The organism is Stenotrophomonas sp. STEN020, assembly GCF_056760195.1.
Genome location: NZ_JBRREI010000040.1, coordinates 25,530 through 44,207, shown reverse-complemented (window position 1 = coordinate 44,207; position 18,678 = coordinate 25,530). Strand labels below are relative to the sequence as shown.

Annotated in this window: 14 protein-coding genes and 1 tRNA gene; 7 read left to right on the top strand and 8 right to left on the bottom strand. The window is 64.4% G+C overall.

The genetic code is table 11. The annotated features are described in order from the left end of the window. The first annotated feature begins 203 nt into the window (after positions 1 to 203). From tilS to ACVOLZ_RS15840, 3 genes are read left to right on the top strand one after another with little or no spacing between them, the layout of a single operon-like run. Positions 204 to 1,502 (top strand): tRNA lysidine(34) synthetase TilS, encoded by a 1,299-nt coding sequence (tilS, locus tag ACVOLZ_RS15850; RefSeq protein ID WP_481516972.1) that lies wholly within the window; start codon positions 204 to 206, stop codon positions 1,500 to 1,502. Between the two features lie 31 nt (positions 1,503 to 1,533). Beyond that, on the top strand, positions 1,534 to 1,794 hold the full coding sequence (locus ACVOLZ_RS15845) for an exodeoxyribonuclease VII small subunit (protein WP_282269773.1): 261 nt from the start codon (positions 1,534 to 1,536) through the stop codon (positions 1,792 to 1,794). Beyond that, entirely contained in the window at positions 1,784 to 2,662 is an 879-nt protein-coding gene (locus ACVOLZ_RS15840) for a polyprenyl synthetase family protein (protein WP_481516971.1), read from the top strand. The genes ACVOLZ_RS15845 and ACVOLZ_RS15840 overlap by 11 nt, the downstream gene beginning before the upstream one ends. A gap of 183 nt (positions 2,663 to 2,845) precedes the next feature. On the opposite strand, the gene ACVOLZ_RS15835 is transcribed toward ACVOLZ_RS15840, so the two are convergent. Further along, a complete protein-coding gene (locus ACVOLZ_RS15835; protein WP_481508404.1) occupies positions 2,846 to 3,217 on the bottom strand; it encodes a DUF4870 domain-containing protein in 372 nt (123 codons plus the stop codon). A gap of 104 nt (positions 3,218 to 3,321) precedes the next feature. Continuing rightward, entirely contained in the window at positions 3,322 to 4,689 is a 1,368-nt protein-coding gene (gene pmbA / locus ACVOLZ_RS15830; protein WP_481516970.1) for a metalloprotease PmbA, read from the bottom strand. A 135-nt stretch (positions 4,690 to 4,824) separates the two neighbouring features. On the opposite strand from pmbA, the gene yjgA reads away from it, so the two are divergent. Next, positions 4,825 to 5,418 carry a ribosome biogenesis factor YjgA gene (yjgA, locus tag ACVOLZ_RS15825; RefSeq protein WP_481516969.1) on the top strand — a complete coding sequence of 198 codons (594 nt, stop codon included), beginning with the start codon at positions 4,825 to 4,827 and terminating at the stop codon, positions 5,416 to 5,418. Between the two features lie 220 nt (positions 5,419 to 5,638). On the opposite strand, the gene tldD is transcribed toward yjgA, so the two are convergent. From tldD to ACVOLZ_RS15805, 4 genes are read right to left on the bottom strand one after another with little or no spacing between them, the layout of a single operon-like run. Beyond that, positions 5,639 to 7,084 carry a metalloprotease TldD gene (gene tldD, locus ACVOLZ_RS15820; protein ID WP_481516968.1) on the bottom strand — a complete coding sequence of 482 codons (1,446 nt, stop codon included), beginning with the start codon at positions 7,082 to 7,084 and terminating at the stop codon, positions 5,639 to 5,641. A 47-nt stretch (positions 7,085 to 7,131) separates the two neighbouring features. Beyond that, positions 7,132 to 10,950 carry a YhdP family protein gene (locus ACVOLZ_RS15815; RefSeq protein ID WP_481516967.1) on the bottom strand — a complete coding sequence of 1,273 codons (3,819 nt, stop codon included), beginning with the start codon at positions 10,948 to 10,950 and terminating at the stop codon, positions 7,132 to 7,134. A 39-nt stretch (positions 10,951 to 10,989) separates the two neighbouring features. Beyond that, positions 10,990 to 12,480: a ribonuclease G gene (gene rng, locus ACVOLZ_RS15810; RefSeq protein ID WP_481516973.1), complete on the bottom strand. Its 1,491-nt coding sequence runs from the start codon at positions 12,478 to 12,480 to the stop codon at positions 10,990 to 10,992. Positions 12,481 to 12,485: 5 nt separating this feature from the next. Next, entirely contained in the window at positions 12,486 to 13,082 is a 597-nt protein-coding gene (locus ACVOLZ_RS15805) for a Maf family nucleotide pyrophosphatase (RefSeq protein ID WP_481516966.1), read from the bottom strand. A gap of 131 nt (positions 13,083 to 13,213) precedes the next feature. On the opposite strand from ACVOLZ_RS15805, the gene ACVOLZ_RS15800 reads away from it, so the two are divergent. The 3 genes from ACVOLZ_RS15800 (at position 13,214) to ACVOLZ_RS15790 (ending at position 17,969) form a co-directional block, all read left to right on the top strand. Beyond that, positions 13,214 to 13,951: an SIMPL domain-containing protein gene (locus ACVOLZ_RS15800; protein ID WP_481516965.1), complete on the top strand. Its 738-nt coding sequence runs from the start codon at positions 13,214 to 13,216 to the stop codon at positions 13,949 to 13,951. A 360-nt stretch (positions 13,952 to 14,311) separates the two neighbouring features. Next, on the top strand, positions 14,312 to 14,974 hold the full coding sequence (locus ACVOLZ_RS15795; RefSeq protein ID WP_481516964.1) for an energy transducer TonB: 663 nt from the start codon (positions 14,312 to 14,314) through the stop codon (positions 14,972 to 14,974). Positions 14,975 to 15,158: 184 nt separating this feature from the next. Beyond that, a complete protein-coding gene (locus ACVOLZ_RS15790) occupies positions 15,159 to 17,969 on the top strand; it encodes a TonB-dependent receptor (RefSeq protein ID WP_481516963.1) in 2,811 nt (936 codons plus the stop codon). 92 nt (positions 17,970 to 18,061) lie between these two features. On the opposite strand, the gene ACVOLZ_RS15785 is transcribed toward ACVOLZ_RS15790, so the two are convergent. Both ACVOLZ_RS15785 and rlmH read right to left on the bottom strand, forming a co-directional pair. After that, positions 18,062 to 18,138: transfer RNA gene (locus tag ACVOLZ_RS15785), tRNA-Asn, on the bottom strand. 24 nt (positions 18,139 to 18,162) lie between these two features. Continuing rightward, entirely contained in the window at positions 18,163 to 18,633 is a 471-nt protein-coding gene (rlmH, locus tag ACVOLZ_RS15780) for a 23S rRNA (pseudouridine(1915)-N(3))-methyltransferase RlmH (RefSeq protein ID WP_481516962.1), read from the bottom strand. Positions 18,634 to 18,678: the final 45 nt, after the last annotated feature.

Sequence of the window (18,678 nt, the reverse complement as noted above, 5' to 3'; positions counted from 1 at the left end):
CCCCCCCCCCCCCCCCCCCCCCCCCCCCCCCCCCCCCCCCCCCCCCCCCCCCCCCCCCCCCCCCCCCCCCCCCCCCCCCCCCCCCCCCCCCCCACCCCCCCCCCCCCCCCCACCCCCCCCCCCCCCCCCCCCCCCCCCGCTCCCACAACATCTGGCACCAACAATTGCAGCCATCGCCGCTGCCGCCGATACTCGGCGCGGTCATGAACCCGCTTTCCTCTTCCCTGTTGCAGTCCGCAACCGACATCCCGGTGATGGTCGGCTTCAGCGGCGGCCTGGACTCCACCGTGCTGCTGCATCTGCTCGCCAACGCCCCTAGACGCCAGCCCGGCAGCCTGCGCGCATTGCATGTGCATCACGGCCTGCAGACAGTTGCCGATGACTGGCAACAGCATTGCACCAACCTCTGTGCACAGTGGGACATCCCGCTGCAGGTAGTGCTTGTTGATGTTCCGCGCGACACGGGCCAAGGTCTGGAAGCGGCAGCCCGCGATGCCCGCCATGCCGCATTCAAAGCCCATCTGCACGAAGGCGAATGGCTGGCCTTGGCCCATCACCAGGACGATCAGGCAGAAACCTTCCTGCTGCGCGCACTACGCGGCGCCGGTGTCGATGGCCTTGGCGCGATGCAGGAACAACGCAGCTTCGGCACCAACACACTATGGCGCCCGCTGCTGCAGCTGCCGCGCAGCGCGCTGGAAGCCTACGCCAGCCAGCACCAACTGCAGTGGATCGAGGACCCCAGCAACGACAGCGCCGATTTCGACCGCAATTTCCTGCGCCTGCAGGTGCTGCCACTGCTGCGCCAGCGTTGGCCGCACGCCTCAGCAGCAATGGCTCGCAGTGCCGAGCTCGCGGCGCAGGCAGCGGCGCTGTTGCACGAGAATGATGCCGCCCTGCTGCAGCGCTGCCTGTGCACAGAGAACGCGCTGCAGCTGCCCGAGCTCAACCAACTCGCAGCCCCGCAACAATCCCGCGTACTGCGTTTATGGGCGAAACAACAAGGACTGCCAGCACTGCCGGCCAATGGCATACAGGCAATCCAGCAACAGCTGCTGGCCAGTGGCCATGACCAGCAGGCCGAGTTCCGCTGGCAGCAGGCCCGCATCGTGCGCTGGCGTGCCCAGCTGCATGCAGTGCCCTTGATCAAGCCCTGGCCCGAGGGCTGGACGCGCGAATGGGACGGCGCTGAACCAGTGGATCTACCCGATGGCGGCAAATTGCTGCTGCACGGCGCAAACGCCTTTGATGGACCGCTACAACTGCGCCAACGTCACGGTGGTGAGCGCATCCAGTTGCCGGGGCGCAGCCACAGCCATCAACTCAAGCATTGCCTGCAACAGGCGGGCGTGCCCCCTTGGCTGCGCGCGCAGCTACCGCTGATCTGCGCTGGCAACAGCGTGCTGGCGGCGGCGGATCGGGTCATCTCGGCCCCGCTGCAGGCTTGGCTGCAAGGCCACGGTGCATCCCTGGAGTGGCAACCGCCAGATCCGGTGAATTGACCCTTTCCCGCTGGCCGCTCACACTTGCCTCATGGCAAAGAAGTCCCCCAATGAAACCTCACCGGTGGCCCACTTCGAGCAATCGCTTGAAGAGCTGGAGCAGCTGGTAGAGAAGATGGAAGCTGGCGACCTGAGTCTGGATCAGTCGCTGACCGCTTACGAACGTGGTGTAGGTCTCTACCGCCAGTGCCAGCAGGCGCTGGAGCAGGCCGAACTGCGCGTACGCCTGGTTACCGACCCGGCCCAGCCGGAAAAATCCGAACCCTTTGAAAGCAGCGGCAATGAAGACTGACGCCCTGCTCACCCGCTGGCTGGAACGCACCGAAGAACAGCTGCAAGACGCCCTGCCCGACCCGGAGCTTGCTCCGCAGCGCCTGCACCAGGCCATGCGCTACGCAGCGCTGGGTGGCGGCAAGCGCATGCGGCCGATGCTGGTCTACGCCACCGGCTACCTGTTCGGCGCCGATGAGGCGCGTCTGGACGCGGCTGCGGTTGCAGTCGAATTCATCCACGCCTATTCGCTGGTACATGACGACCTGCCGGCGATGGACGACGACGCACTGCGTCGCGGCCGCCCGACCACCCATATCGCCTTTGACGAGGCCACCGCGATTCTCGCCGGTGACGCCCTGCAAACCCGCGCCTTTGAAATCCTGGCTGGCGGATGGATGTCGCCGACCTTGGCGCTGAACTGCGTACAGACCCTTGCCGGCGCCTCCGGTGCTGCCGGCATGTGCGGCGGGCAGGCGCTGGACATCGACGCCACCGGCCAACAGCAGGGGCTAGACGATCTCAAGCGCATGCATGGGATGAAAACCGGAGCGCTGATCCGCGCCGCGGTGCGCATGGGCGCACTGTGCGGTGAGGCCAGCGACGCTCAGCTTGCGCAGCTGGACAGCTTCGCCGACACCCTTGGCCTGGCCTTCCAGATCCGCGACGACATCCTCGATGTCGAGGCCAGCTCCGAGCAGCTGGGCAAGACAGCGGGCAAGGACCAGGCCCAGGACAAGTCGACCTTCCCCTCATTGCTGGGCATGGACGGCGCCAAGGCCACCCTGGCCGAGCTGGCAACGGCTATGCAGGCGGCACTGATTCCGTTCGGTCAGCGGGCAGCGGCACTGTCGGCCTTGGCCGAGCTGACGGTACGTCGCTCGCATTGAGCGCAGCCCTGCTGAGCTTGTGAGCGGCGTAAGCCGCGAAGCTCACAAAGCGACAGCGCAAAGCCAACCCCTCCCCAACCCTCCCCTTGCCTTCGGCAAAGGGAGGGGGCAAAACGAGCGCTTTCTACCCAAACAAAAAGCCCGGGATTTCCCGGGCTTTTTGTCGAACAAACACCGCGCCGATTATTTGATCAGGCGGATGGTCATCGGGTAGCGGTAGGTCTCGCCCTTGTTGGCAGCCAGGCCAGCAAGGATGGCGAACACCAGGCCACCGATCCATGCCACGGCATAGGTCAGGAAGCCGATCAGCACGACCATCAGGATGCCGCTGATGAAGTAGGCGCCCAGCAGGGTCAGCTGGAAGTTCAGCGCTTCCTTGGAATTGGCGTTCAAGAAGGCCTTTTCCGGCTTGTCCTTGTTGATCAGCCAAACGATCAACGGCACGATGAAGCTGAAGAAGATGCCCGACAGGTGCACCAGCATCGCAATGCTGTTGTCGTCGGAAGCGCCTGCGCTGGTCGGTGCCGGCGGCGGAGTGGTCTGGTAATCGCTCATTGTTTCCCCAAGATCCTTGTAAAGGGTTTATCCGTAATGGCTGACAACTATAGGGAGCACATCAGCTCCCACGTAAGAATAGTCCGCTGTTTGCCAAGACTCCGTCAATCATTACCTGCTACGGTCATCTTCCCCACCAGAATCGAACCGGTGGAAACATGCGAACGCTTGTCCACATCGCTACCCACCGCTTCAATGCCAGCAAACATCTGCTTGAGGTTGCCAGCGATGGTGATGCCGTCCACCGGATAGGCGATCTGCCCGTTCTCGACCCAGAAGCCGCCGGCTCCGCGTGAGTAGTCACCGGTGATGCCATTCACGCCCTGCCCCATCAATTCAGTCACCAGCAGACCGGTGCCCATACCCGACAGCATGGATGCCCGGTCACCGGCATTGGCCTTCACTTTCAGGTTGTGCACGCCACCGGCATTTGCCGTGGTCTGCAGGCCCAGCTTGCGCGCCGAGTAGCTGCCCAGAATGTAGCGCTGCAGAACGCCGTCGGTAATCAAGGCCGAGTTACGGGTTGCAACGCCTTCGCCGTCGTAGGAACTGGAACGCAGGCCACGACGCAGCAGCGGCAGTTCATCGATGGCGAACCAGTCCGGGAACAGCTGGGTGTCCACACTGTCGAGCAGGAAGCTGGCGCGGCGATACAGGGCGCCGCCAGAGACGGCGCTGAGCAGATGGCCGATCAAGGAACGTGCCATTTCCGCAGCAAACAAGACCTGCACCTCGCCGGTCGGCAGCGAGCGTGGCTGCAGCCGGGCGACCGTGCGTTCGGCCGCGCGCAGGCCCACCGCCGCCGGATCGTCCAGGTCTTCGCGGGCAATCGCACTGGTATACCAACCGTCGCGCTGCATGCCGTCGCCCTGACCGGCGATCAGCGCACAGCCAATGGAATGGTGGCTGCTGCGGTCACGGCCGATGAAGCCATGCGAGTTGGCATACACCGACACGCTCTGCGCGGTGGAAGCCGAGGCGCCGTCGGAGTTGCTGATGCGGCTGTCGCTGTCACGGCCAGCCGATTCACAGGCCAACGCCAGGTCCAGCGCCTGCTCGGCACTCAGTTCCCACGGATGCCAGCCGTCCAGATCGGGGAAGTCGGTGGCCATCAGCGCCGGATCGGCCAGGCCGGAGGCCGGATCGTCCTCGGTGTGCCGGGCGATTGCGCAGGCCTGGGCCACAGTGGCCTCCAGGCTGGCTTCCTGCAGGTCGGCGGTGCTGGCGCTGCCCTTGCGCTGGCCGAAATACACGGTCACCGCGATGCCGCGGTCGTGGGTGGCTTCAACCGTCTCCACCTCGCCCAGGCGCACATTCACATCCAGCCCACGGTCCTCGCTGCAGCTGACCTCGGCCTGGCTGGCGCCCATGGCGCGGGCACGTTCCAGCAGGCGCTGGGAGATGCCGGTCAGGCGTTCCAGGCGCTGCAGGCTGTCGTCGACGGCAGGCTTATCGGTGCTAATGGCGTTCAATGCTTTATCCTTGGTGGCCAAATCCCTTCACATCTGCCCGGTCTTGTATGACTGGCGGCGGCGTGACGTGGATTTTTCGTGGAGCCCGGCGAGCGCCTGGCTTTCCTGTCATGAAGTTTAGTAGGTAGCAGTGCGATGCGCGGACGCGATCAAGAAACCGGTGAATTTTTAGGCGAAAGCCGTAGCCAGAACCGGCGCGAAGCGCTGGAGGTGCTGGCGTTGGGCGAAACCCTGGTGGAGCTGACCCCCGCCCAGCTGGCGCGCCTGCCGATCCCGGACGGCATGATGGAACACATCGAGTACACCAAGCGGATCACCTCGCATGGTGCGCGCAAGCGTCAGCTGGCGTTCCTGGCCAAGCAGATGCGCCGCGAGGAAGACGAGACGCTGGACGCGATCCGCAATGCGCTGGACGCCAATAGCGAGACCTCGCGCCGCGAAGTGGCGATCATGCACCGCATGGAGCGCTGGCGCGAGCGACTGCTGGCTGAGGGCGATGTCGCCCTGGGCGAGCTGCTGGACGAGCATCCGGAGGCTGACCGTCAGGCCCTGCGCACTTTGGTGCGCAACGCACTGGCCGAGAAGGCCAAGAACAAGCCGCCGCGCGCCTACCGTGAGATCTACCAGGTACTGCGCGAGCTGATGCTGGTGCCGGTGTTGAGCGCGGCCGCTGAGTTTGCTGGCGATGACGATGCCGATGATGTGGATGGCGACGACGAGCAGGATTGATGTGGGTTGAGGGGGCGTTGCTGCTGGTTTGGTTCTTTAGCGAAAAGCTCCCCTCATCCGCCCCTATCGGGGCACCTTCTCCCGCCAGCGGGAGAAGGGACGGCTGGCATGTGGAATTTGGCGGAGTCAGCTCGAACTGCAGCTCTGCAATCCCTTCTCCCGCGCGCGGGAGAAGGTGCCCCGAAAGGGGCGGATGAGGGGAGCTCTTAACCAAGCACCCTCAAGCCTGCGTACCACCCACCGTCAGCCCATCAATCAGCAACGACGGCTGGCCGACACCGACCGGCACGCTCTGCCCGTCCTTGCCGCAGATACCCACGCCTTCATCCAGTGCCAGATCGTTGCCGATCATGCGCACCTTCTGCATGGTCTCCGGACCGTTGCCAATCAAGGTCGCACCCTTCACCGGCGCAGTGATTCTGCCGTCTTCGATCAGGTAGGCCTCGGTCGCCGAGAAAACGTACTTGCCGCTGGTGATGTCGACCTGGCCACCGCCAAAGTTCACCGCGTACAAACCCTTTTTCACCGAGCGGATCATCTCCTCCGGATCATGGTTGCCTGCGCGCATATAGGTATTGGTCATGCGCGGCATGGTCATGTGCGCGAACGACTCGCGGCGACCATTGCCGGTCGGCGCAACGCCCATCAGGCGTGCGTTGAGCGTGTCCTGCATGTAGCCGACCAGGATGCCGTCCTCGATCAGCGTGGTGCACTGGGTCGGCGTGCCTTCGTCATCAATGTTCAAGGAACCACGGCGGCCATCGAGGGTGCCGTCATCGACAATCGTCACGCCCGGCGAAGCCACGCGCTCGCCGATGCGGCCGGCATAGACGCTGGTGCCCTTACGGTTGAAATCACCTTCCAGGCCGTGGCCGACCGCTTCGTGCAGCAGCACGCCGGGCCAGCCCGGGCCCAGCACCACCGGCATCACCCCGGCCGGTGCCGGAATGGCTTCCAGATTTACCAATGCCTGGCGCAACGCTTCGCGGGCGAAGGCTTCCGGGCGGTCACCGCCAAACAGCTCTTCGTAGCTGTAACGGCCACCGCCGCCGGCATAGCCGGACTCACGACGACCGTTGTGCTCGACAATGACCTGTACGTTCAAGCGCACCAGCGGACGCACGTCAGCGGCCAGCACGCCGTCGCTGCGCGCGATCAGCACCGTATCCACGCCACCAGACAGGCTCACCATCACCTGCTGCACGCGGGTATCAGCCGCACGCAGATAGCGATCCAGGCGCTTGAGCACTTCAACCTTGGTCTCGTTGCCGATGCTGTCCACCGGGTCCAGTGCCGGGTACAGCGCGCGACCACCTCCACGTACCAGCGAGCGAACATTCTGCTCACCGCCCTCGCGGGAGATCGCGCGTGCCGACTGTGCAGCGGCCAGCAATGCTGCCGGCTGGATATCGTCCGAATACGCAAAGCCGGTCTTTTCGCCTGCAATCGCACGCACGCCCACGCCCTGCTCGATCGAGTGCGCACCGTCCTTGACGATGCCGTCCTCGACGCTCCAGCTCTCGCGGCGCGAATGCTGGAAGTACAGGTCACCGAAATCGATGCCCGGCCCGAGCAAGGTGCCAAAGGTGCGTTCCAGACGGTTGGCGTCCAACCCTGCGGGCAGCAGCAGGCGGGTTTCGGCGAGCGTGAGAGCGTTTTCGGTCATGACATTCCAGATGGGGGCAGGCCTGCCTCTTGCAAGCCTGCACTGATTCAGGGGTTGCTGGCGGCGCCGGGGGTGACCAGCGGGGGCGGCAGACGGGCGGCGTCACGGTCCAGCACTTCGACCTTGGGATCTTTCCATGGCCCGGTTACCTTATAGGTCTTGGAGCCGATCTCGCCCAGTGGCTTGCCCAGCACCGCGTTGGCCGCAGCGCCCACTGCGGCACCTACCGGCCCACCGGCCACCGCACCGACCACGGTGAGCAGGTTGCCCGAGCGCGGGTTCACATCAATGGTCTGGTTGAACTGCTGGGCAACCAGGTCAGCCTGGCCACGGATGGTGATTTCCGCCGCTGGCGCCTCGATGGCGATCTTGTCGGTACTGGCCTGGCCGTTGCCGAAGCGCATCGCGCCTTCGACGTGGTTGAACGCCAGACCCTTGGAAAACAGGTCACGGAAATCAAACAGCAGGCGTCGTGGCAGCTGCGCCACGCTGAGCAGGCCGAGTACGCGGCCGGCGCCTGGGTCCACTTCCAACAGCTGACCGTTACGCAGGTTCATGTCCATGCCGCCCTCCAGCGTGGCCAGATTGAAGGCCATCGGACCGCCTTGCCAGCCAGCCTGCAGATTTACCTTGCCCTGCCCGCCACGCAGCTGCCCGGCATAGCCAAGACGCTGCAACAGATCGCCAAGATCTTCGCTCTGTACCTGTGCCGTTGCCTGGGTTCGTGCCTGCGCGCCCATACCACGCCACTCGCCGTGCACGTCGATGACCTGCTTGGGCGCGCGGATAGCCAGCTCCTGCACCTGCAGACCGTCACTGGTCGGGCGCGTGCGCAGACGGGTCTGGCCAAGCTTGATCGTGGCGAATTGCAGGTCGTCGATATCCAGTGCCAGCGGCGGGATATTGGCCGGATTGATAGGCGCTGCCGGTGTGTCACTGGATTCGGTTGTTGCCGCCGTCGCCGCCTGCCAATAGACCCGTGCCAGCTGCCCGCTGACCGTGCCGCCATCGACGGTAGGTACGCGCAGGTTGCCCACCAGTGCCGGCCCATCAAGTTGCACGGCAACCGCATCGGCACCGGGCCGCAGCTGCAGCCGGGTCTGCGCGAAGCGCCCGCCCACCATCAACAGCTGATCAGCCAATACATCAACCTGCTTGAGTGCCACACCGCCGTCGCTGCCGTCGCTATCGCCACCGCGTGCCAGGCTGATCCACTCCAGCGCGTCCAGCGAGGGGGTGCGGCCGTTGACCACCAATCCATCTGCCGGCGGCTCGTGATCGACCGTGTCGCTGCCCATCGTGACCTGCACGCCAGTCTTGCCGTTCTGGCTGCGCGCAGCCAAGGCCATCAGCTTGCCGAAGGAGACATCAATCCGCCCCGCCCCCATCGGCAAGGCCGCCTGGACGGTGGTTGCCAAGGCATCGGCCGCCGGCTTGTTCAATGGCGCCGGCAACTGCAGGCGGGTGCCCTGCAGGTCCGAACGCAGGGTCAGCAGGGTGGGCGGGCCAGTGCGTGCACCTGCTTGCTCCTTGGGCAGGCTTACACCGACCGTCCATGCCGAGGTGCCGTGCACATAGGGTTTGAGCCAAGCCAGCTCCGGCGCACGGTCCAGCAGCTTGCCCGCATCCAGATCCGCACTCAGCTCGGCCTCGAAGGCATGCGCGGGGTCCTTGACCGGCTTGCCGGCGCGCAGCGCCAGCACGCCGTCGCGTTCCTGATGACGTACCTGCAGGGCCGGCGCATCGAAACCATCGCTGCTGTACTGGGCCTTGCCGCGCACACCCTCGAACTGCAGGTCCCAGCGTTTGTCGGCCATACGCACGTCGCGCAGATCGACGTCGCCCAGCAGATGTCCACCGCCATCGTGGTGCAGCGGCAAAAGAAGATCGAAATTTACCGCCGCCGGCCCAGTCACCGTCAGGTTGTCCAGGGTGTCGCCATAACTGGCCTGCAATGGACTCTGCCGCAGCATCGCCAGCAGGCGCGCGCTTTCGTCAACGGTACTGGCCTGTACCACCAGCTTGGAGTCGGCAAAGCTGGCGATACCCGCACGCAGGCGATCCACCTTGACCCCGGCCAGATCGCCGCGGCCATTCAAATCAAAACCGCCACCGATGAAGTTGATATCGGCATTGACGTGCTGCATCAACGGCCAATCCTGCTGGAAGCGGATCGAGCCATCATCGATATGCCCCCCCGCCTCGAAGCGACCGTTGTTGCCGGTGAATGGCCAGTCATCCAGGTCACCGACAGCCAGACCGGTGCCGCCGCGCAGGGTGCCATCCACCAATGCGGCATCCAGCCACTCAATCGCCGCATCGCTCATGCTTGAGCGCACCCAGAACTGCTTGGCAGCAGTCATCGGCACATCATCGATCTTGGCGGCCAGGCTGATCCATGGCCGGGTGCCGTCGCCCTGGAACCACAGGCCGCCGCGCACATCAGCGGCATAGTTCTGGCCCTGCACCCGCAGCGCCGGTGTACCCACCTGCCAGCCGGCGCCTTCGCGCCAGCCGACCAGGTCGCCAGAAAGCTGCAGCTCATGCAGCACGCCAAAGCCGGTCGGCCAATCAAAACGTACGACATGGTCAGGCTTCAGACCCAGCGAGAACGCCTGTGCGTCGCCTTCGAAATGCCCGCGTAGACCACTGACTCCGGGGCTGCCGCCAACCGGCGCAAAGCTCGCGCCCAGCAGTTCGCCACTGGCACGCAAGGGACCATCGGCAGTACCGAGAACGCTGATATCGGCAAATTTCAACGACGGTTTGGAGCGATGCAACCAGTTCCGCAGGCTGGGCTCCAAGCGGTCACTGAGCGCAAGTACCTGCAGCAGCGGGCCGGCATCGAGCTGCTTGCCCTGCACCGCATAGTGCTTGCCACCGGCCAGCAGCAAGCCGTCCAATGACTGGGTAGTGCTGTCGGTGGCGATCCGCAGGGTGGGCGCGTCCAGCCGCCAGCCACCATCAATCGCTTTCCAACGCGCGCGTAGTTGCAGCTTGTTGAAGGCCACGCTCGGCGCGGCAGCGCCCTGCAAAGGCGCACCGGCAAGCTGCACATCGTCCAGTTCGCCTTCGGCGCTGACCGCCACTACGCGGTTGTCCTGCAGCTGTACCCAGCTCTGCAGTTCACCCTTGCCCTGGCGCAGCTGCACCCCGGCAAACTTCAGCAATTCGGACCATGCCCCCAGCTCGGCCGGATCGGCCGAGAACCAGGCCTGGCCATCACCGCGTTGGCGCTGGAAATCCAATACCGCGGTGACCGGCGCAGCCTTGGTATCGATCCAGCCCTTGGCCCCTACCCGCAGACGCTCACCGTCCACACGCAGGCGCAGGTCGATACGCGGAATGCGGGTCTGCAGGCCGATCGACGGTGCCTGTATCTGCAGCTGGCCACCTATAACCTGCAGCTCGCCTAGCCTGCGCAGCGCGTCGAGTGGATCGCCGCCGGTTTTGGACTCGGGCAGACCACGCACCGACCAACGGCCGTCATCGGCCCGTTGCAGGGTCAACGCCAGCCCGCGCAGGCGCAGCTCGGTCAGCGGCGCGCCGGGCAGCAGGCCCGAATACACCGCCACCAGTACCTCGGCCTGGCCAATGCGTACACCCTCGCCCTGCCCCACCCGCAAACCATCGAGCTGCAGGATGGGGCCGCGTCGGGTCCAGCGGGTATCCAGCCTATCGAACGCTACCTGTTGCCCAGCACGCTCACTCAACCAGGCAGCAACCTTGTCCGGATGCGCCTCCACCAGCGGCAGCAACTGACTGACCGTGCCGACCAGCAAAGCTACGCACACCAATGCGATCGCCAATGCCATCAAGGCATAGCGACGGAAGCGGCGCAGGCGGTGGCGCAACAACGTGGTCATCAGCTCACTTCGCGCTTCCGTGCAGCGAAGTGAGCTGGCTCAGAGCAGCACCACATCGAACTGCTCCTGCAGGTATTGATCGTCGGCCTGGAAGCGGATGCTCTTGCCGAGGAACTCCTCCAGCTCGGCCACCGCCGCCGACTCTTCGTCGGTGATACGCGCGACCACCTTGCTCGAGGCAATCACCAGCAAGCGTGCCGCCTCGAACTGGCGCACGGCGCGGGTGATCTCACGGAAGATTTCGTAGGTCACGGTTTCGGCGGTCTTGATGCTGCCACGGCCACTGCATTGCGGGCAGGTTTCCGACAGCTGCCGCTCCAGGCTTTCAACGGTGCGCTTGCGGGTCATTTCCACCAGACCCAGCGGCGAGAAGTCATACACCGTGGTTTTGGCGTGGTCGCGGGTCAGCGCCTTTTCCAGCGTACGCAGCACCTGACGACGATGCTCGGCGTCATCCATGTCGATGAAGTCGATGATGATGATGCCGCCCAGATTGCGCAGCCGCAGCTGCCGGGCCACCGTCTGCGCCGCCTCCAGATTGGTGCGGAACACGGTTTCTTCCAGATTGCGCTGGCCGACGAAGGAACCGGTGTTGACGTCGATGGTGGTCATCGCCTCGGTCTGGTCGATGACCAGATAGCCACCGGACTTGAGCGGCACCTGCTTGTTCAAGGCGCGGACGATCTCATCCTCGACCCCGAACATGTCGAAGATCGGGCGGTCGCCGGTATACAGCTCCAGCTTCTCGCCCAGCACCGGCATGTACTTGGCGACGAAGGCCTGCAGCTGGCCGAAGGTTTCCTTGGAGTCGACCTTGACCTTGTCCACGTCCTTGCGGATCAGGTCGCGCACCGAGCGCAACGGCAGGCTCAGGTCTTCATAGATGATGCTGCACGGCGGCGCTTCGCGGCCGCGCCGTTCCACCACCGCCCAGACCCGCGACAGGTATGAAATGTCTTCGGCCAAGGCCTCGGCCGGCTGGCCCTCGGCATTGGTGCGCACGATGTAGCCGTAACCGCCATGCTGGGCCGAAATCTCGGTGACCAGCGACTTCAACCGGGCGCGCTCGCCCTCATCCTCGATGCGGGCCGAAACCCCGACCATCTTGGACTGCGGCAGCAACACTAGGTAACGCGAGGGAATGCTGATCTGCGTGGTCAGCCGTGCACCCTTGGTGCTGATCGGGTCCTTGACCACCTGCACCACCACGTCCTGGCCATCGCGCAGCAGCTCCACGATCGGCACCGAGGACGGCAATGGCAGGCTGGGCGCGGTTTCATCGGTATCGGCCGCCACCGGCGCCGGACGCATCACGTCATTGGCGTGCAGGAACGCAGCACGGTCCAGGCCGACCTCGACGAAAGCGGCCTGCATGCCCGGCATCACCCGCTGCACCTTGCCCTTGTAGATGTTGCCGACCACACCCCGGCGCCAACCGCGCTCGATGTGCAGCTCCTGCAACATGCCGTTTTCAATCACCGCCACGCGGGTTTCGCGCGGGGTGACGTTGACCAGAATTTCTTCAGACACGTCCTTCATTCCCCCTTGTCCATGGAATCGTCGTCCGCGCCTGCGGCAAATGCCGCCAGCAGCGCGGCGGTCTGTTGCAACGGCAGCCCCATCACCCCGGAGTAGCTGCCGGCCAAATGACTGATGAAACGCTCCGCCCCACCCTGGATGGCATAGCCACCAGCCTTGCCCATCGGCTCGCCGATGGCGACGTAGGCCTGGATCTGTGCCGCGCTCATCGGCGCGAACGTCACTTCCGAGATCACCGTCTCCAGCGCATGTCGCCCCGCCGCAGCCAGCGCCACCACGGTGATCACACTATGCGTACGCCCCGCCAGCGAGGCCAGCATGGCCGCCGCATCGGCAGCATCGGCCGGCTTGCCATAGACCCGGTCATCCAGCACGACCTCGGTATCGGAGCCCAGCACCACCGCTTGGGGGTCATCGGCGACCAGCGCCAACCCGGCCTGGGCCTTGTCCAGCGCAACCCGGCGCACATAGGCCTCGGCCGCCTCACCCGGCGCACGCTGCTCCGGCACCTCCAGATCAAGGGCGCGGAAGGGCACATCAAGGCGGGACAGCAGTTCGTTGCGACGGGGAGAGCGGGAGGCGAGATAAAGCATCGTGAAAGCATAACCCGCGCCAGCAACCTGAATGATGAGCATTGCTGGCAAAGTGACGGCGACCCCATCATGGCTCACCACCCGTTCATCGCTCTGTGTTCATTTTCACGATCCAGCCAAGGAGGATCACCATGCGTCGTACCGCCCTCGCCCCACTGCTGCTGTCCCTGTCACTTGCCCTGGGAGCCTCGATGACCGCCCACGCCCAAACCGTGCCCGCCGTTGTAGCCAACGACGCCACCCTGCTCAATGTCTCGGCCCAGGCCGAAGCCCACCGGGTGCCGGATGTAGCCACCTTGTCGGCCGGGGTGGTCACCCAGGCCGCCGACGGCAACGCCGCCATGCGCGACAACGCCGTACAGATGGACAAGGTGATGGCCGCGATCAAGGCCGCTGGCATTGCCGAGCGCGACATCCAGACCAGCGGCATCAACCTCAGCCCGCAGTACCGCTACGCCGAGAACGAGCCGCCGAAGATCACTGGCTACCAGGCCAGCAACACGGTCAGCCTGAAGGTGCGCGACATCAGCAAGCTGGGCAAGGTGCTGGACAGCCTGGCCGCACAGGGAGCAAACCAGATCAACGGCCCGAGCTTTGAAATCGACCAGCCGGAACCGGTCTATGACGAAGCCCGCCTGGCCGCGCTGAAGAAGGCCCAAGCCCGCGCCGAAACCTATGCCAAGTCGCTGGGCCTGCGCGTGCGCCGCATCGTCAGCATTTCCGAAGGCAGCCAGGGCGGCTTCCGGCCGATGCCGATGATGGCCATGGCCGCCGGTCGTGCCAACAAGATGGAAATGGATACCGCGGTGTCTCCGGGCGAAACCACCGTCTCGGTCAACCTGGACGTGGTGTTCGAACTGGGCCGCTGAGCAACGCGGCAGCTGCAATCGGAACGGCGCCTGCGGGCGCCGTTTTTGTTTTGGCCACTTATCCTTGATGAGCTGGCCGGCATTTTTTTTGTGGAAGCGGTGTAAGCCGCAAAGCTGGAACTGCTGAACCTATCGGCAGCTGTGCCATCTGATGACGCACCTGCTTCGCGGCTTACACCGCTCCCACAAGAGCCGGCCTTCGCACCCTCAAGCTGTCCGCCAGCTGACCAGAAACGATCCCCCCGCTTGTCGAAAGCCCGAATAACAGGCGCACTGCAGCTACCGGACACGAAAGCAGCAACCCCGTCCCGTGTCATCGCGCGTTGTTCTCTGTCACACGCCCACGCATGGAGGTGGAACATGGTCCGCACGCAACAACGCAGTCCGTCCCTGCACGTAGAACCCTCGCGCATCCTTGCCTACAGCACGGCCCTGGCCCTGCACGCATTTGCCTTGGGCTTGCTGTTGATTCCGCTGTCACAGGTGCCCATCCAAAGGGAAGCAGCGCGTGAACGGTGGCAGGTCCCTGACGTCAAACCCATCGTCCCCAACCCGCCCCTACCGCCGGTCGATGTACCGGTGACCCGCACGCCATCACCACCGCGGCAACCGGCACTGGCAGCACCGGTAGACAACGCACCCATGCCGATCTTCGCTACCGAGGCAGTCGTCACCGCGCCGGTGGACGTTGCACCGGCGATCGATAGCAGCCCGTCCATTGATTCAATGGGCGCATCCACACCATTGCAAGGCGTGCAACTGCGTTACCTCAATGCTCCGGCACCGGGCTATCCGCGTGATGCCCTGCTCGCCGGTGCGCAGGGCACGGTGACACTGCGGGTTTTGGTGGATGTGGATGGCTCACCGCTGGAGGTCAGCGTCGAGCACAGTAGCGGCAACCGCAGCCTGGACAACGCCGCCCGCAGCCAAGTGCTGCGCCGCTGGAAGTTCCAACCCGCTACTGACGGCGGCCGTCCGGTACAGGCTTATGGCCTGATCCCGGTTGACTTCAAACTTGGCTGAACAGGGCCGATGCCCACTTACGGCAGCGTTTTCTAAACGCTGCCGTAAGAGCCTCGAATCCACCTGCGCCTATTAACGGTTATTTCACTACCTCGTCACCCATGGAAAACCTAGATTCGCGGCCGTCGATGTTCTTTGGCCGCGTGTTGGCGGCCTTCTTGCCGCTGTTCCCTGGAGAGAGACTGTGAAACATCCGACCTACCCGCGCAGCAATCGTCTTAGCGACGCAATCACCGGCAATCTCAGCCGCCTGCTTCTGGTTCCATTGACCCTGGTAGCGGCCGCGCCGCTGGCCATGGCCCAGGACCAGAAGGCCACCAACCTGGACCGGATAACCGTTACCGGCTCCAACATTCCGCGCGCCACCACTGAAACCGCCTCGCCGGTACAGGTTATCACCCGGCAGGAAATCGACCGAACAGGCAAGGCCACCATCGCCGAGTACCTGCAGACCCTGACCAGCGACGGCGCCGGCTCCATTCCCAAGAGCTTCGGCACCGGCTTTGCCGGCGGCGGCTCCGGCATCTCGCTGCGCGGCCTCGGCGCTGCTTCGACCCTGGTCCTGCTCAACGGCCGACGCATGGCACCTTACGGTCTGGCCGATGACGGCCAGAAGGTTTTCACCGACCTCAGCGTCATCCCGATGGATGCGGTCGAGCGCGTCGAGGTACTGAAGGATGGTGCTTCAGCCATCTATGGCTCCGATGCCATCGCCGGCGTCGTCAACATCATCCTGCGCCGCGACTTCACCGGCGCCATTCTCAAGGCCTCCTACGGCACCTCCGGTGACAGCGATGGCAATGCGCGCAAGGCATCCTTGACCGCCGGCGTAGGCGATCTGGACACCGATGGTTTCAACGCCTTCGTCAGCATCGACCTCAGCAAGACTGATGACATCCGTATTTCCGACCGCCGCAACCGCAAGTGGATCGGCAACGGCGACTTGAGCCCCTATGGCTTCAACCGCGTCTCGGGCGGCCAGTTCTTCCCGCTCAACGGTGCCATCACCTCCAACGGCACCGTCGCCGGCAGCTCACCTGCAGGTAGCATCCGCGACCCGGCAACCGGTCGTTACCAGTCACTGCCCGGCTGCTCACAATTTTCCAACATCAGCCCTCCCGACGTGGGCGGTGGCTGCCTGTGGCAGACCCAGGATTTCCGTAGCCTGAGCCCGAGCGAAGAGTTCGGCAATCTGTTCGCACGCGGCACCTTCGTGCTGTCGGACAACTTCGAGATGTACGGCGAATTCGGCTACTCGAAGAAAAAGAACGTGTTCTACAACACCCCCAGCGGTGTTTCCGGCTCCTGGGGCTATCCGGGCGGCCCGGTCAACGCCAGCAGCGGCAGCGGTGCAACGGTGCTGGGCGCAGCTCACCCTGACAACCCATTGGGCGTGGACGCCCGTCTGCGCTACGCGGCATTTGATGTCGGCCCACGCGTCACCAGAAACACCAACGAGTTCACCCGCTTTCTGGTCGGGGTGAAAGGCACCGCAGGCGAATGGGATATCGATACCGCCTATCTGCACTCGGCAACCCAACTGGTCAACGAGCGCACCGGCTTCCTGCGCTACAGCCACGTGCGCACCGCGTTGACCGACCCGAACAGCCCGGTGGGCTGGTGGCGTATCGGCGCCAATGCCGGACAGAACTCGCAGGCGCTGTACGACTACATCTCCCCGACCATCCACGCCAACGCGTCCACCACGCTGGACATGATCGACTTCAAGGCCTCGCGCAGCCTCGCCGACCTGGCCGGTGGCCCGCTGGGCCTCGCATTCGGTGCGGAGTACCGTCGCCAGAAGGCCAACCTGGATCCGCAGAGCTATACCGACCTGGGCGACATCATCGGCCTGGGCTATTCGGCCTATAAGGGCACCGAAGAAGTCGCCGTGGCCTATACGGAAGTGGTTGCCCCTGTACTGAAATCGTTGGAGCTGTCCGGCGCCCTGCGCGTTGACAAGTACAAGGGCGGCGACACCGCGACCACGCCGAAAGTCGGCCTGAAATGGACCCCGGCCGAGTGGATCGCCCTGCGTGCCACCTATGCCGAAGGCTTCCGCGCACCTGGCCCGGCCGAAGCCGGTGACGGCGGCCTGGCCGCCTTCAGCACCGCGCGTGACCCGGTGCGCTGCCCGGGTGGCACCCCGGCACCTGGTGCCACCGCAGTGGACTGCGCCGTCAGCCTGGCCATCATCACCTCGGCCAACCCTGCACTGAAGCCGGAGAAGTCCAAGAGCTACACCGTCGGCCTGGTGCTGGACCCGACCTCGAGCACGACGCTGACCTTCGATGCCTGGCAGATCAAGCGCACCAACGAGATCAACCAGGGTGATACCGATCTGGCCTTGGCTGCTGGCCGCGGCATCCGCTCGGACAATGACCTGCCTGGCATTCCCAACAGCGGCAGCCTGCTCGCTGTCAGCGTTGACTACATCAACTCCGCATCCACCACCGTGCGCGGTTTTGACTTCGACATCCGCCAGCGCGTGGCATTGGGCAACTACGGCAAGCTGCTGATGGACATGCAATGGACCCGCATCAACTCGTTCGAGCGCGATGACGGCACCGGCTCCGTGTTCCAGTACGCCGGTACGCACGGCAATTGCGATGTCACCAATTGCATCGGCACTCCGAAGGATCGTCTGAACTTCGGCCTGACCTGGGACATGGACCGTTTCAGCATCAGCAGCATCGCCAACTACATCGGCAGCATGGACAACGTCGCCTTTGAAGGTGACAGCTGTGCCAATCACTATGTCGATGGCTCCGACGCACCGCGCGGCTGCAAGTTGCGTGCCTTCTACACCATCGACCTGTCCGGTCGCTGGCGCGCCACCGATGCGCTCGAGATCTTCGGTTCGGTACAGAACCTCACTGATCGCATCGCACCGCTGGATCCTCTGACCTACGGCGCGGTCAACTACAACCCGCTGCATTACAGCGGTGCAGTTGGCCGTTATTACACGCTGGGCGCCAAGTACACGTTCAAGTGATGTCGCCCGCCCCGGCGCGCTCCCCGCCGGGGCGGCGTGAATGCCAGACAAAAAAAAACCCACATCTCGCGATGCGGGTTTTTTGTAAAACTTGGCGCCCGAAGTTGGACTCGAACCAACGACCCCCTGATTAACAGTCAAGTGCTCTAACCGGCTGAGCTATTCGGGCGGGGAGGCGCATTCTATACGTTAATTACGCGCGATGGTAGGGGTGATTGGCCAACATCGCTGCTGCGCGATACAACTGCTCGGCTACGACCAGCCGAACCAGCATATGCGGCAAGGTCAGCGGGCCTATCGACCACTTCTCATCGGCCACTGCAGATACTTCCGCCGCGTGCCCTTCCGGGCCGCCAATCAGGAACGCCAGATCGCGCCCCTGCGTGCGCCAGTGCTCCAGTCGCTGCGCCAACTGCTCGGAACTGAGCTGCCGGCCCGGCACGTCCAAAGCGACCACATAGGGATTTTTGGGAAGCGCGGCCAATACCCGCCTGCCCTCGTCCTCGATCGCGCGTCTGGGATCGCGGCCCTTGCCGCGCAGGCCCGGCTCAATCTCAACCAACTCCAGCGGCAACCAATGCGACAGCCGCTTCTGGTACTCGGCAAACCCCTGCGCAACCCAGGATGGCGCGCGTTCGCCGGTGGCGATCAATCTGGCTTTCATGCGTGGCCTCCTATCAGGCTGCACAAACGAAGACGGCGCCCTGCG